Genomic DNA, 13,289 nt, shown 5'->3' on the forward strand with positions numbered 1-13,289 from the left:
GCGAGCCGCGAGCCGCGGACCGCACATCGCGAGCCGCGGGCTACGTGAACGCGTTGACGCCGGTCAGCGCCCGGCCGATGAGCAACTTCTGGATCTGGCTGGTGCCCTCGTAGAGGGTGGTGACGCGGGTGTCGCGCAGGTACTTGCCGACGGGGTACTCGTCGACGTAGCCGTACCCGCCGAACACCTGGATGGCGTTGTTCGCGACGCGCACGGCGGCTTCGGAGGCGTACAGCTTCGCCATGGACGCCTCGGTGCGGAACGGTTCGCCGCGGTCGGCGAGGTCGGCGCAGCGCCAGGTGAGCAGGCGCGCGGCGTCGGTCTCGACGGCCATGTCGGCGAGCAGTTCCTGGACGAGCTGGAAGCCGGCGATGGGTTTGCCGAACTGCTCGCGTTCGCCGGCGTACTCCACGGCGGCCTCCAGGGCGCCGCGGGCCGCGCCGACGCACCCGGCGGCCACCGACATGCGGCCGCGGTCGAGGGCGGCCATGGCGAGCCTGAACCCGCCGCCGAGGTCGCCGAGGCGCGCGGAGTCGGGGACGCGGACGCCGTCGAGCGCGAGGGAGGCGGTGGCCTGGCCGCGCATGCCGAGCTTGCCGCGGATCTCGGTGGCGGTGAAGCCGGGTGTGCCGGTGGGGACGAGGAACGCGGTGATGCCGCGCGGTCCGGGACCACCCGTTCGTGCGAAGATCAGGGCGACGTCGGCCCAGGTGCCGTTGGTGATGAAGACCTTGGCGCCGGTGATGAGCCAGTCGTCGCCGGAGCGTTCGGCGCGGGTGGCGAGGGACGCGGCGTCGGAGCCGGTGCCGGGTTCGGTGAGGCCGAAGCAGCCGATCAGGCGCCCGGAGCACAGGCCGGGCAGCCACCGCTGTTTCTGCTCGTCGGAGCCGTGCTTGGCGATGGTCTTGCCGACGAGCCCGAGGGAGACGGAGATGATGCCGCGCACGGCCGAGTCGCCGCGGGCGACCTCTTCGAGGACGAGGCAGTACGCGAGGTTGTCGCCGCCGGAGCCGCCGTGCTCCTCGTCGACGCCGAGGCCGAGGAAGCCGACGTCGCCGAGGGCGGGCACGAGGTCGCGGTCGATGGCCTCGTCGCGGTCCCAGCGCGCGGCGTGCGGGACGATCCGCTCCTCGGTGAACCTGTGGGCCAGCTCCTGGAGCTGCCGGTGTTCGTCGGAGATGCGCAGATCCACCGGGACGACCTCCTAACCGAACGCTGTTAGGTTATCTAACCTAGGCGCGGACTCGACCACAGGCAAGGGGAGCGACATGCCGAGGAACCCGATCCTGAGTGCCTCGCGCATCCGGACCGTCGCCCTGCACATCATCGACCGCGACGGCCTCGACGGCCTGTCGATGCGCAAGCTGGCCGCTGAGCTGGGCGTTCAGGCCGCCTCGCTGTACGGGCACGTGGCCACGAAGGACGACCTGCTGCACGAGGTGGCCGCCGAGATCCTGTCCGGGGTCGACGTGTCCGGCTTCGAGGGCGGCGACTGGCGGCACGGCCTGGTCAGCGCGGCGCGCTCCTACCGGGCGGCGCTGGCGGCGCACCCGAACATCGTGCCGTTCCTCGCCTACGGCCCCGCGCACCGCGAGGCGTCGCTGCGGCGGCTGGACGTCGTGCACGGCGGCCTGGTGTCGGCCGGGTGGTCGCGGCGCGAGGCCACGATGATCGCCGCGTCCCTGATGTACCTGGTGTTCGGCGCGGCGCTCACCTCGTTCTCCAGCGGGTTCTCCGAGGACCAGGCGCTCTACCGCGACCGGTACCCGAACCTGGACAAGGCGCACCTGCTGCCGTCGGTGGCGCGGGAGCTGGACCACGACAGCTTCGAGCTGGCGCTGGAGGCGTTCGTCACCGGCCTGGCCGTGCGGGTGCCGGGCTGACGACCCCGTCGGGGGACCGGTCACGGGTCGTGGCGTTCCCGGCGCAGCGCGCAGCTGCGCCGCAGCTGGTCCTCCAGGTCCCGCAGCGCCCGGTCGAGGCCGGGCACGACGTCGGCGCCGACCAGCCCGCAGATCTCCGGTCCGGCCTCGTCGAGCGCGACCCGCACGTCGCCGAGCTTGCGGGCCATCGACTCGACCACGGCCGGGTCGACGCGCGGCTCGCGGGCGTCGTTCGCGGCGGCCAGCGCCCTCGTGGCGGCGACCAGGTCGACCACCCCGGCCCCGAAGAGGCTCCACCACCCGGAGCCCGGCAGGGCGAACCCCTCCGCGTCCCCGCCGGGCGCGTCCCCACCGAGCACGTCCTCGCCGGGCGCGTCGTCGTCGACCACGGGCGTACCCTCCCCCGGTGCGCTGCGCGTATCGATCAAGAACCCTAGCGCAGCGCCGTGACCGGGGGAGATCCGCGCGACGACTCCAACCCATCGGAGCAACACCGGTTAGGCTCGCCGCGTGGCCGAAGCGGTGGAACTCACGGTGGGCGAACGCGCGGTGCGGGTGTCGAACCCGAACAAGGTCTACTTCCCGGAGCGGGGGATCACCAAGCTCCAGGTCGTCGAGTACTACCTGGCGGTCGCCGAGCCGCTGCTGCGCGTGCTGCGGGACCGGCCGACCACGTTGAAGCGGTACGTCGACGGCGTCACCGGTGAGGCGTTCTACCAGAAGCGGCTGCCCAAGGGCGCGCCCGAGTGGGTGGGCACGGCGCGGGTGAGGTTCCCGTCGGGGCGGCCCGCGGACGAGGTGTGCCCCACGGAGCCCGCGGTGCTGGCGTGGGCGGCGAACCTCGGCACGTTCGACTTCCACCCGTGGCCCGTGCGGCGGGCCGACACCGACCGCCCCGACGAGCTGCGCGTCGACCTGGACCCGCAGCCGGGCACCGACTTCCGCGACGCCGTCGAGGTGGCGCTGGTGCTGCGCGAGGTCCTTGACGAGCTGGGCATGACCGGCTACCCGAAGACGTCGGGCGGGCGGGGCGTGCACGTCGCCGTCCGCGTCCGCCCGGAGTGGGACTTCGTGGACGTGCGGCACGCGGTGATCGCCCTGGCCCGCGAGGTGGAGCGGCGCGTGCCGGACCGGGCGACCACGTCGTGGTGGAAGGAGGAGCGCGGCGAGCGCGTGTTCCTCGACTTCAACCAGGCCGCCCGCGACCGCACCATCGCGTCCGCCTGGTCGGTCCGCGGCACGCCGCGCGCGACCGTGTCCACGCCGGTCACGTGGGAGCGGCTGTCCACCGTGGACCCGGACGACTTCGACGTGCTGACCGTGCCGGGGTACCTGGCCGAGCACGGCGACCCGCACGCCGGCCTTGACGGCGAGGCGTTCGGCCTGGAGGCGCTGCTCGACTGGTACGCGAACGACGAGCGGGGCGAGCTGCCCTACCCGCCGGACTACCCGAAGATGCCCGGCGAGCCGCCGCGCGTGCAGCCGTCGCGGAAGAAGGGTTAGAGCTGCGGAAACGGCGCGTGGCGGTCCTGTGTGGATGCCCGGCGGGGTCACGAACGGGTGGCGGCACCCTCACGGGCGACGAGGAGTTCGAGCTGCCGCGCCGTGTGCCGGGCGATCCGGGTCTGCTCGCGCAGGCTGCGGGCGATCGAGTTCAAGGTGGTGACGAACCAGATCAGGAACGCGAGGCCGATCAACGGGCCCGCGACCCACGAGACGACCAGCAGGTCGACTGCGGCGACGTCCACCCGGCCGTTCGCGATCAGCGTCGCGATCGCGACCAGTACGAGGAACCCGGCGGCGGCGAGCACGTACCGGAGCGGCTTCACGGTGCGGTCGTCGATCTTGGCGGGCATGGCTCCTCCTCGGGGTCGCCCGTACCTCGTGCGGGTCTCGGCGTGCGCTGCACCGTTGGGCGCGGGTCGGAACGCCGGCGACGGGGCCGGCCGATGATAACGGCTGGTGGTCGACGGAATTGTGGGCGGAAAGCGGGGGTGGTGCGATCTGGTGCCCCTTGCTGCTGCCGCCGCCTCCTTCGCCTCCGATTCTTTGTGTCGTCCCTGCGCATACCGGCTGTCGGAAAACCGTTGCCCCGATGAAGGGCTGATCGGGCGGTGAGCACCAAACCGGCCGACAAGGCGGTGCCGATGACGGCGATTGTTGTCGTGAGCAGGTCGGCACGGTGGAAACCTGTTCTTCCCGTTCGTTCCTCCGGGGTTGTGCGACGACCGCGCTGGTGCAACCGGCTGGTCCGGGCGCCGGATCGGCCGCGAACCCGCTGCTCTGCTCGTACCATGGGAGGAGCGCCGACACGAGGGAGGCAGGCCGATGACCCAGGCGTACGTGGTGCGGTTCGTCGGTGGTCCCCTCGACGGGAGGGTCGACTCCCACGCGCGCGCCCCCGAGGCGCCCAGGCCGACCGTCACCCACGTGCACCTGCACAGCGGTCCCAAGATCGTGCACCACTACGACCTCCAGTACGCCGTCGAGTACGGCTGCGAGTACCACCTGCGCGTCGAGGGCGGCTCGTAGCGGGCGGTTCTTGACAGGGTCAGAAGCCCTCACCCGTAGACATCCGGGCGATGTCCGGTTTACCGTTTGCGTGAGAGCGCTCTCACACTGCTGTGAGTCCCTGCTGGAGGTCCCTGTGCGTTCCATCCGACCCCACCTGGCGGCCGCCGCGGTCGCCGTGGCCGCGGTCGCCGCGATACCGCTCGCCCTGCCCGGGACGGCCAACGCCGTCACGGTCGGCGCGGGCAGCTACGCCGCCACCCGCCCCGCCGGCACCGTCGGCCCGTCCGACCAGAACGGCGCGCCCCTGACGCCCAAGGTCACCTCCCGGATGGCCGGCAAGCCGGTCCCGTCCAACGACTGGTGGTCCTCGCTGGTCTTCCAGCGCTACCCCGGCAACCCGTACTCCGAGAACATGTACGCCCACCCGCTGACGTTCCACGCGGCGGCGCAGGGCCTCGGCGTCGGCTACCCGACCAGCCCGAACATCACGCCCGACGGCCGGTTCTACGAGTTCATGCACACCGACGACCTGTTCGTCGGCGTCAGCGGCCTGAACGCGCCGCGCACCCAGGTCGACGGCTGGTCCGACTGGACGGTCAGTCCCCTGTGGACCGACGGGACGCGCACCCTGCGCACGACCATCGGCCACGGCTCGCCCTACGTCTACGCGGAGGCGACCGGCGGCGCGGCGCGCGTCGGGTTCAACGGCGCCACCACGATCTGGAGCAACACGGGCACCACGCTGGGCGTGTCGGTCAACGGCCGCGACTACGCCCTGTTCTCGCCGAGCGCCTGGAACGTCGTGGGCACCGCCGAGGCGACGTCGAACGCCGCGTTCTTCTCGGTGGCGGTCCTGCCGAGCCGCGACGCGCTGGGCCTGTTCCAGAAGTACGCGTTCTCGTTCGTCACGGACACGAAGGTCTCCTGGACCTACAACGCGGGCAGCGCCCAGCTCGTCGCCACCTACACGGCGACCACGACCGCCCGCCAGGGCACGCAGACCGGCACCCTCCAGGCGCTGTACCGGCACCAGTGGCTCACCTCGCCGGACGCCACCACCGCCTACCGCTACACCTCGCCGCGCGGCGAGATGCGGTTGCGCGAGGGCGCGTCGTTCACCACGCGCAGCGCGTTCAACGGCGTGCTGCCGGCCCTGCCCCTGTCGCCGTCGGCGGACCGGAACCGGCTGCGCGCCGAGATCGACCAGGAGCTGAACGCGGCCGACCCGTGGAAGGGCGCGAACGACACGTACTGGACCGGCAAGGCCCTGTGGCGGCTCGCCGCGCTGGCCCGCGTCGCCAACCAGATCGGCTACACCGCGGGCCGCGACCGGCTGATCACCCTGGTCCGCGACCGGCTCAGCGACTGGCTCACCGCGTCGCCGGGCGAGGCCGGCCGGCACTTCGCCTACGACTCGACGTGGGGCGCGCTCACCGGCTACCCGGCGGGCTACGGCACCGACGCCGAGCTGAACGACCACCACTTCCACTACGGCTACTACGTGCTGGCCGCCGCGATCGTCGCCCAGCACGACCAGGCGTGGGCGTCGGACGCCCGCTACGGCGGCATGGTGAAGCTGCTCGTCAAGGACGCCAACAACTACGACCGCGGCGAGACGCGGTTCCCGTTCCTGCGCAACTTCGACGCCTACGCGGGCCAGGGCTGGGCCTCGGGCCACGCGGGCTTCGCGCACGGCAACAACGAGGAGTCCTCGTCCGAGGGCATGATGTTCGCCACCGCCGCCGTGCTGTTCGGCCAGGCCACCGGTGACACCGCGATGCGCGACCTCGGCATCTACCTGCACACCACGCAGGAGACCGCGATCGCCCAGTACTGGTTCGACAAGGACAACGCGGTGTTCCCGGCGAACTTCCGGCACGACACCGTCGGCATGGTGTGGGGCGCGGGCGCCAGCTACAGCACGTGGTGGACCGCGAACCCGGAGGAGATCCACGGCATCAACATGCTGCCGATCACCGGCGGGTCGCTCTACCACGCCGACTACAAGGCCGACATCCTCCAGAACATCGCCGAGCTGCGGGCCAACAACGGCGGCACCGAGGTCGAGTGGAAGGACGTCATCACCCAGTTCCTGGCGCTGGCCGACCCGGCGCAGGCGCTCGCCCAGTACGGCTCCGGCCTGGAGCCGGAGAGCGGCGACTCCCGCGCCCACGCCTACCACTGGATCACCTCGCTCGACGCGTTCGGCACGCCCGACACGTCGGTGACGGCGAACGTGCCCACGCACGCCGTGCTGAGCAAGAACGGCGCGCGCACCTACGTCGCCTACAACGCCGGTGCGGCGGCGACCACCGTCACGTTCTCCGACGGCCAGTCGCTGAGCGTCCCGGCGTCGTCCACGGCGTGGCGCGGCCCGGCGGGCAGCGGCGTCGACTCCGGTTCCGGCGGCGTGACGCCCACGTCGACCACCACCACGTCGACGACCACGACCACCACGACGACCACCACCACGACGACCGCGCCGCCGACCAGCCGCGACGCGTTCTCCACCATCCAGGCCGAGTCCCACGACCAGCAGAACGGCCTGATCAAGGAGACCACCACCGACACCGGCGGCGGGCAGAACATCGCGGCCATCGCCAACGGCGACTGGGCGCTGTTCCGGGGCGTGGACTTCGGCAGCCGCACCGGCCGCCAGTTCTCCGCCCGGGTCGCCGGCGGCGCCGCCGGCGGTGTCAGCGGCCTGGTCGAGGTCCGCGTCGGCAGCCCCACCGCCACCCCGGTGGGCAGCTTCGCCATCGCCAACACCGGCGGCTGGCAGTCGTGGCGCACCGTGCCCGCCAACATCACCGGCCTCACCGGCCGCCAGGACGTCTACCTGACGTTCACCAGCGGCCAGCCCGCCGACTTCGTCAACGTCAACTGGATCACCTTCGGTTCCTAGTGCCCCACCGCCGCACCACGCCGGTCTCACCACCGGTGCGGTGCGGCGTCCACCCCGAGCAGCGGACGCGCCGGTTCCCCCGGCGACCACGACGCCGGGCGGCGGTCCACCCGCCGCCCGGCGTTCGTCCTTTGTGGACGTCGTCGCGCTGGCCGTGGCGCCCGTCGCGCCGCCCGCCGGCCGACCGGGAGCCCCGGGACGTGGCCGCCGGAGGTCGTGCCCGGCCCTTCCCCGCGGTCGGTGCCCGCGGCGAGTTCGTCGAGCGGGCGTGCGCACGACCGGCGGCTCGCGGGATTGTCGGTGCCGTAGGGCAAGCTTCACCCCGACAGGTCTTGTGCAAGTCGTGGAGGTAACCGAGATGGCGAAGCCGAAGAACTCGTTGTCCGAGGAGGACATCGGCTTTCTGCGCGGGGAGTTGGCCGCGGGTCGCCCGGCCCAGGTCTGGTTCACCTCCGCCGCGGTCGGCGTGGAAGCGGGGCGCTCGGCGAAGGTCGTGGCCTTCACCGACCCCGCCGAGGGCGACTTCATCCAGGTGCGGCCCACGGGGGAGAAGGACGACCTGTCGTTCTCGCCCGCCGAGCTGACCGTGGAGAAGCCCGCGCCGCGCAAGCGGACCGTGCCGGCGGCGAAGGAACCCGAACCGGCCGCGCCCGCCCCCGTCGAGCACATCTACACGCCCGCGCCGCCGCCCGCGAAGCCCAAGCCCGCGCCCGCGCCGCCGCCCCCGGCCGCCAAGCCCGCGGCCAAGCCGGCGGCGTCGCGCAAGCAGGCCAAGCCGGCCGAGGTGACGGTGACGCTGGTGTCGACGGCCGAGGGCGAGTGGACGGTCGACGTGCAGTGGGGCGCTAAGCGGACGCTCAAGGCGGCGCCCGTGGCGGCGTCCGCGGTGGCCGCGGCGGCGAAGCTGCTGCCCGCCGAGGTCGACGAGGCGGTCGACAGCGTGCTCACCGCGGCGCGGGAACGCCACCTCGCCCGCGTCGAGCAGCTCCGCGCGGAACTGGAGGCCGCGCAACGCGCGCTGGACGAACTCACGGGCTGATGAACACGTATTGCAACATAATGATGATTGGCGTTCCGCGATCGGGTGAGGGTACTTCCCACGCCCAGCGGTAGGGCGGACGGTGGGGGCGACCTACGTTCGGTCCGGATGTCCGCGTTCGATCACGGGGAGGCCACCATGACAGTCGAGATCACGACGGCCGAGCAGGTCCGGCTCGACGGGTGCGGCTGCTGCACCGGGTGCACGGGTCCCGGCTGCGGCTGCTGTTCGAGCTGTTAGACCTCGTCGGTCGCCCCGGTCCCGGCCGCCCCGGCGCGCCGGGAACGGGGACACCTCCGCCACCCGGTCCCGGGTCCTCCCGCGCCCCCGGTTCCTCCTGCGCTCCCGGGTCCTGCCGCGCGGTCGCCGATCAGGGCGGGCAGACCGTGCCGGACGTCGGGACCTTCGCGTCCACCAGGAAGTCCCGCGCCGCCGTCGTCGCGCACGACGAGTTGCCCAGCGCGCCGTGCCCCGCGCCCTGCCAGCCGATGAGCACGCCCGCCGGCAGCGCCTGCGCCGCGCGCTCGCCACCCGCCGCCGGTGTCACCGGGTCGGCGGCCGACGTGAGCACCACGACCGGGGGAGCCCCGACGAGCTTCGGCACCGTCGCCGGCTGCGGCACCGGGAACGGGCCGCAGGTGAGCAGCTTCCGGGCGAAGTAGGCGCCGAACAGCGGGTGCTTGTCGCGCCAGTCCTCGGTCAGCCCCGCCACCCGCTCGGGCGGGATGCGGGTCGCCGTGTCGTTGCAGCCCGTGACGATGCCGGCGTCCAACCGCGGCGGGTTGTCGGCGGAGTCCAGCAGCACCGGCTCGACGAACGCCGTCAGCTTCGCGCCGTCACCGTCCTCCGCCGCCACCAGCGCGTCGGCCAGCGCGGGCCACCGCGAGCGGTCCGCGAGACCCGCCAGCACGGCCACCGTCGCGGTGCCCGGCGTCAGGTCGACGTCCTCACCGCGGATCGGGGCGTCGCGCAACGTCCCCAGCAGGGCGGTGAACCGGTCCTTCGCCGACGCGCCCAACGGGCAGCCGCGCACCGCGCAGTCGTCCTGGAACGCGGTGAACGCCGCCTCGGCCGCCACCGCGCGCGCCTCGGTCACGCCCTGCACGTCCAGCGTCGGGTCCGGCGCGCCGTCGAACACCATCCGGCCGATCCGGTCCGGGAAGCGGCTCGCGTACAGGGTCAGCACCTTCGAGCCGTCGCCGACGCCGATCGCGTTGAGGTGCGGCACGCCCAGCGCCTCGCGCAACTGCTCCAGGTCGGCCGACGCGCGCCACGAGTCGACCGCCGGCAGCCGGTTCTCCAGGTCGAGCACGCACTCCTGGCTGGCCCGGCCGATGGCCTCCAGCAGGTCGTCCTGCGTCTCCTCGGCCGGGTCGGACTCGACGATCCCGGCCCGCGCCGCCTCCGGCACGCACTGCACGCCGTCGGACTGCCCGGTGCCGCGCCGGTCCACGCCGATCAGCGTGAACGTGCTCAGCAGGTCCGCCGGCAGCGACGCGGCCAGCCGCGCCGCCTTCAGGCTGCCCGGCTCGCCCTCGGCGTCACCGACCACCACCAGCGGGCTGCCGCCCGTGCCGACGCGCAGCAGCCCCAGGCCGAGGCTGCCCCGACCGGGCCGGTTCGGCGCGTCGAGGCGGACGGTCAGCTGCGCGCACTCGTACTCCTGGCCGCCGGCGGGGGCCGTGTCGCCCATCCGGTCGCGGACCGTGTCCGTGCAGCCGCTCCACGACAGGCCGACCTCGTCGCCCTCGGCGAGCGGAGGCACCTCGCGGGGACCGGAGGGGACCACGACGGGCGACTCGTCGCCGCCGTCGCCGTGCACGGCGATCACGGGTCTCGTCGACGGGCCCGCGCTGCACGCGGCCAGCGCGCTCAGAGCCACCAGCATCAAGGCGGCGTGACGCCGACGCGGCACAGCGGTCCCTCGCTCTCTCCCAACAGCGTTGGCCCAGCCTCACACAGTCCAGGTGAGACTTCGGTGAGCGGGAGTGTCGGTGGTGGCCGGCAAGATGAAAAGCAGGGGACCCCCTGGCGGGGACCCCTGCGCAGCGTGCGGCGTCGCTACCCTGCCGGGCGGGCTGCCGGGCGACCCAGCCGGGCGGGGTATCGCGCGCGGACGGACAACTGTGGTCTGGCGGGCAGCGAGGGCGGGCGCTGCGGCACGCGGGTGGGCGCTGTGGTCTGGCGGGCGCTGCGGCACGCGGGCGGACGCTGTGGCTCGGCGGGCGCTGTGGTCCGGCGGGCGCTGTGGTCCGGCGGCGCTCCGTGTCGTCTGGCGGCGGTCCGTGGAGGGCGGCGCGGGGGAGTGGCCCCGCCTGCGCGGCACCGGTGAGACGTGGGTCACCGGGAGGCGTCCGCTGTGCGGGTCGTGGGACGACCGGCGTGCAGGATGGACCCCGTGGTGATGGTGCACGTCGAGGGCCTTCCGGAACGCCGCTACGACCGCCCCGGCCCGTTCGCGGCCGCGGCGCGGGCTTTCAGGGCGGTGCCGCCGCCCGCGCTGGTGCTGCTGGGCGTCGTCAGCGTGCAGGTGGGCGCGGCGGTCGCGAAGCAGTTGTTCAGCCTGGTCGGGGCCTCGGGCACGGTGACGCTGCGGCTCGTCCTCGCCTCCGCCGTGCTGCTGCTGGTGTGGCGGCCCTCGCTGCGGATGGACGCGCGCACCTGGCTCGTCGTCGCCGGCTACGGCCTCGTGCTGGGCGCGATGAACCTCACCTTCTACCAGTCGATCAAGCACATCCCGCTGGGCGCGGCCGTCACGATCGAGTTCCTCGGGCCGCTGGCGGTGGCCGTGCTCGGCTCGCGCCGGTGGCTGGACGGCCTGTGGGCGCTGCTCGCGGCGGCCGGGGTGCTGCTGCTGACCAGGGTCGACGGCGGCCTCGCGCTGCCCGGCGTGCTGTTCGCGCTGTGCGCGGCGGCGTGCTGGGCCGGGTACATCCTGATGGCGGCGGCCCTGGGCAGCCGCACGTCCGACGGCGGCGGCCTCGCGCTGGCGATGGTGTTCGGCTCGGCGCTCGTGCTGCCGTTCGGCGTGGCCGAGGCGGGCACGGCGCTGCTCGACCCGGTGGTGCTGCTCGCGGGGGCCGCGGTGGCGCTGCTGTCCTCGGTGATCCCCTACTCGCTGGAGCTGGAGGCGCTGCGCAGCATCCCGCCGCGCGTGTTCGGCATCCTGATGAGCCTGGAACCGGCGGTCGCCGCGCTGGCCGGTCTGGTGGTGCTCCACGAGGCCCTGCACCCCGCGCAGTGGGTCGCGGTGTTCTGCGTGGTCCTCGCGTCGGTCGGGGCCACCTGCACGGCGAGACCGGACGTGTAGCGGGGGCGCCGAGCGACGTGGCCGCGTGCGGACTTCCCGGAGGAGGTCAGGGCCGCTCGGGCGGGGACTTCGCGGGTTCCTCCACGCCGAGCGTGCCGTCGAGCAGCTCCCCGCCGCGCTTCTCGAACTCCGCGGCGTAGGCGGCCGAGTACCGGCGGTACGCGCCGAGCACGTCGTCGCCCGCCGCGACCTCGGCGCGGAACTCGTCGCGCATCAGCCGCACCGCGTTCACGTCGTTGCGGCGCTTGCGGCTGTGCAGGTACGGCTTGAACGTCACGTTCAGCCCGCCCACGACGGCCGCCGCGAGCAGCAGCACCTTGCCGAGCACCGTCTCCGACGAGGTGAACCCCACCGCCAGCACGGCGGGCACCAGGATCAGCACGACCGTGTAGGCCATGCCGGTGCTGCGGTGCACCACCCGCCACAGCGACAGCCGCTTGCAGTCGCGCAGCATCCGGTCGTCCAGCTCCTGGACCAGCTTCTCCACGTCCCCCACGACCGAGCAGGTTACGCGGGTCGCACCTCGCCGCGCAGCACCGATTCGACGTCGTAGCGGGCGGGCTGCTCCAGCTGGTCGTAGCCGCACGAGCCGGGTTCGCGGTCGGGCCGCCACCGCCGGAACTGGCCGTTGTGCCGCAGCCTCGCGGGCGCCGCGCCCTCGGTCTGCGAGTAGGCGATCTCCAGGACGCGTTCCGGGCGCAGCGGCACCCACTCGGCGTGCTTGCCGCGCCACCGGTTGACCTCGCCGGGCAGGCGGCGGCCGTCCGGCTCCACCAGCCACGGGTGGTCGTCGGAGGTGATCAGCCCGGCCAGCTCCCCGGCCAGCTCGCGCCGCTCGGCGGCCTTGAACGAGCCGACGACGCCCACGTGGTGCAGCACGCCCGCCGCGTCGTGCAGGCCGAGCAGCAGCGAACCGACGGCGGTGCCGGGCTCGGTGCCCTTGTGCCAGCGCAGGCCGGCGACGACGCACTCGGCGGTGCGCTGGTGCTTGACCTTGACCATGACGCGCCTGCCCGGTTCGTACGCGGCGTCGGCGGGCTTGCCGATCACCCCGTCCAGGCCCGCGCCCTCGAACAGGCCGAACCACTCCAGGGCCAGCGACACGTCGGTCGTCGCGGGCGTGAGGAACAGCCCGTCGCCGGGCGTGACCAGGGCTTCGAGGCGGGCACGGCGGGCGGTGGTCGGCTCCTCCAGCAGCACGTCGTCGCCGAGCGCGAGCAGGTCGAACGCCACGAACCCGGCGGGCGTGCTCCCGGAGAGCAGGGCGACGCGGCTGGCCGCCGGGTGGATGCGCTCGGTCAGCGCGTCGAAGTCGAGCTTGCCGTCCTTGGCGACGACGAGTTCGCCGTCCACCACGACCCGCGGCGGCAGGGTGCGCCGCAGCGCCGCCTCGACCTCGGGGAAGTAGCGGTTGAGCGGCTTGCCGCTGCGCGACTGGAGCAGCACCTCGTCCCCGTCGCGGAACACCAGGACGCGGTAGCCGTCCCACTTGGGTTCGAACACCAGGTCCGAGCCGGTCGGGATCTCGTCCACCGCGTTGGCCAGCATCGGCTGCACGGGAGGGGTCAGCGGGAGCGCCACGCGGCCATCCTGCCCCGTCGACCGGTCCCGGCGCACGCGTTCCCGCGCACGACCGCC

The 13,289-nt window shown here is 73.5% G+C and carries 12 protein-coding genes; 6 read left to right on the forward strand and 6 right to left on the reverse strand.

From position 1 onward, the window contains the following. Window positions 1–40 precede the first annotated feature (40 nt). Window positions 41–1,192, reverse strand: coding sequence for an acyl-CoA dehydrogenase family protein (locus tag ACR807_RS11800; RefSeq protein WP_438921300.1), 1,152 nt, complete (start codon window positions 1,190–1,192; stop codon window positions 41–43). A gap of 76 nt (window positions 1,193–1,268) precedes the next feature. Between ACR807_RS11800 and ACR807_RS11805 the strand changes: the two genes are divergently transcribed. Beyond that, complete coding sequence (locus tag ACR807_RS11805) at window positions 1,269–1,883, forward strand: TetR/AcrR family transcriptional regulator C-terminal domain-containing protein (protein WP_438921301.1); 615 nt, start codon at window positions 1,269–1,271, stop codon at window positions 1,881–1,883. A gap of 20 nt (window positions 1,884–1,903) precedes the next feature. Here the strand turns inward: ACR807_RS11805 and ACR807_RS11810 are convergent, their stop codons facing one another. Then, on the reverse strand, window positions 1,904–2,272 hold the full coding sequence (locus tag ACR807_RS11810) for a hypothetical protein (RefSeq protein ID WP_438921302.1): 369 nt from the start codon (window positions 2,270–2,272) through the stop codon (window positions 1,904–1,906). 121 nt (window positions 2,273–2,393) lie between these two features. Here ACR807_RS11810 and ligD point away from each other — a divergent pair, with 121 nt between their 5' ends. Continuing rightward, window positions 2,394–3,386 carry a non-homologous end-joining DNA ligase gene (gene ligD, locus ACR807_RS11815; RefSeq protein WP_438921303.1) on the forward strand — a complete coding sequence of 331 codons (993 nt, stop codon included), beginning with the start codon at window positions 2,394–2,396 and terminating at the stop codon, window positions 3,384–3,386. 47 nt (window positions 3,387–3,433) lie between these two features. Here the strand turns inward: ligD and ACR807_RS11820 are convergent, their stop codons facing one another. Further along, window positions 3,434–3,739 carry a hypothetical protein gene (locus tag ACR807_RS11820; protein ID WP_438921304.1) on the reverse strand — a complete coding sequence of 102 codons (306 nt, stop codon included), beginning with the start codon at window positions 3,737–3,739 and terminating at the stop codon, window positions 3,434–3,436. Between the two features lie 472 nt (window positions 3,740–4,211). On the opposite strand from ACR807_RS11820, the gene ACR807_RS11825 reads away from it, so the two are divergent. The 3 genes from ACR807_RS11825 (at window position 4,212) to ACR807_RS11835 (ending at window position 8,341) form a co-directional block, all read left to right on the forward strand. Further along, the gene (locus ACR807_RS11825) at window positions 4,212–4,415 is read left to right on the forward strand and encodes a DUF8847 domain-containing protein (RefSeq protein WP_438921305.1); all 204 of its coding nucleotides are present in this window, start codon (window positions 4,212–4,214) and stop codon (window positions 4,413–4,415) included. A 115-nt stretch (window positions 4,416–4,530) separates the two neighbouring features. Further along, window positions 4,531–7,302 (forward strand): glycosyl hydrolase, encoded by a 2,772-nt coding sequence (locus ACR807_RS11830; protein WP_438921306.1) that lies wholly within the window; start codon window positions 4,531–4,533, stop codon window positions 7,300–7,302. A 358-nt stretch (window positions 7,303–7,660) separates the two neighbouring features. Continuing rightward, window positions 7,661–8,341 carry a DUF6319 family protein gene (locus tag ACR807_RS11835; RefSeq protein ID WP_438921307.1) on the forward strand — a complete coding sequence of 227 codons (681 nt, stop codon included), beginning with the start codon at window positions 7,661–7,663 and terminating at the stop codon, window positions 8,339–8,341. A 370-nt stretch (window positions 8,342–8,711) separates the two neighbouring features. Here ACR807_RS11835 and ACR807_RS11840 read toward each other — a convergent pair whose 3' ends face one another. Further along, a complete protein-coding gene (locus ACR807_RS11840) occupies window positions 8,712–10,229 on the reverse strand; it encodes an alpha/beta hydrolase (protein WP_438921308.1) in 1,518 nt (505 codons plus the stop codon). 501 nt (window positions 10,230–10,730) lie between these two features. On the opposite strand from ACR807_RS11840, the gene ACR807_RS11845 reads away from it, so the two are divergent. Continuing rightward, window positions 10,731–11,651 carry an EamA family transporter gene (locus ACR807_RS11845; protein ID WP_438921309.1) on the forward strand — a complete coding sequence of 307 codons (921 nt, stop codon included), beginning with the start codon at window positions 10,731–10,733 and terminating at the stop codon, window positions 11,649–11,651. 46 nt (window positions 11,652–11,697) lie between these two features. Here the strand turns inward: ACR807_RS11845 and ACR807_RS11850 are convergent, their stop codons facing one another. Continuing rightward, window positions 11,698–12,147 (reverse strand): hypothetical protein, encoded by a 450-nt coding sequence (locus ACR807_RS11850; protein WP_438921310.1) that lies wholly within the window; start codon window positions 12,145–12,147, stop codon window positions 11,698–11,700. A gap of 11 nt (window positions 12,148–12,158) precedes the next feature. Beyond that, window positions 12,159–13,232: an ATP-dependent DNA ligase gene (locus tag ACR807_RS11855; RefSeq protein WP_438921311.1), complete on the reverse strand. Its 1,074-nt coding sequence runs from the start codon at window positions 13,230–13,232 to the stop codon at window positions 12,159–12,161. Window positions 13,233–13,289: the final 57 nt, after the last annotated feature.

This window comes from Saccharothrix sabaoui (assembly GCF_051756985.1).
Lineage (GTDB): Bacteria > Actinomycetota > Actinomycetes > Mycobacteriales > Pseudonocardiaceae > Actinosynnema.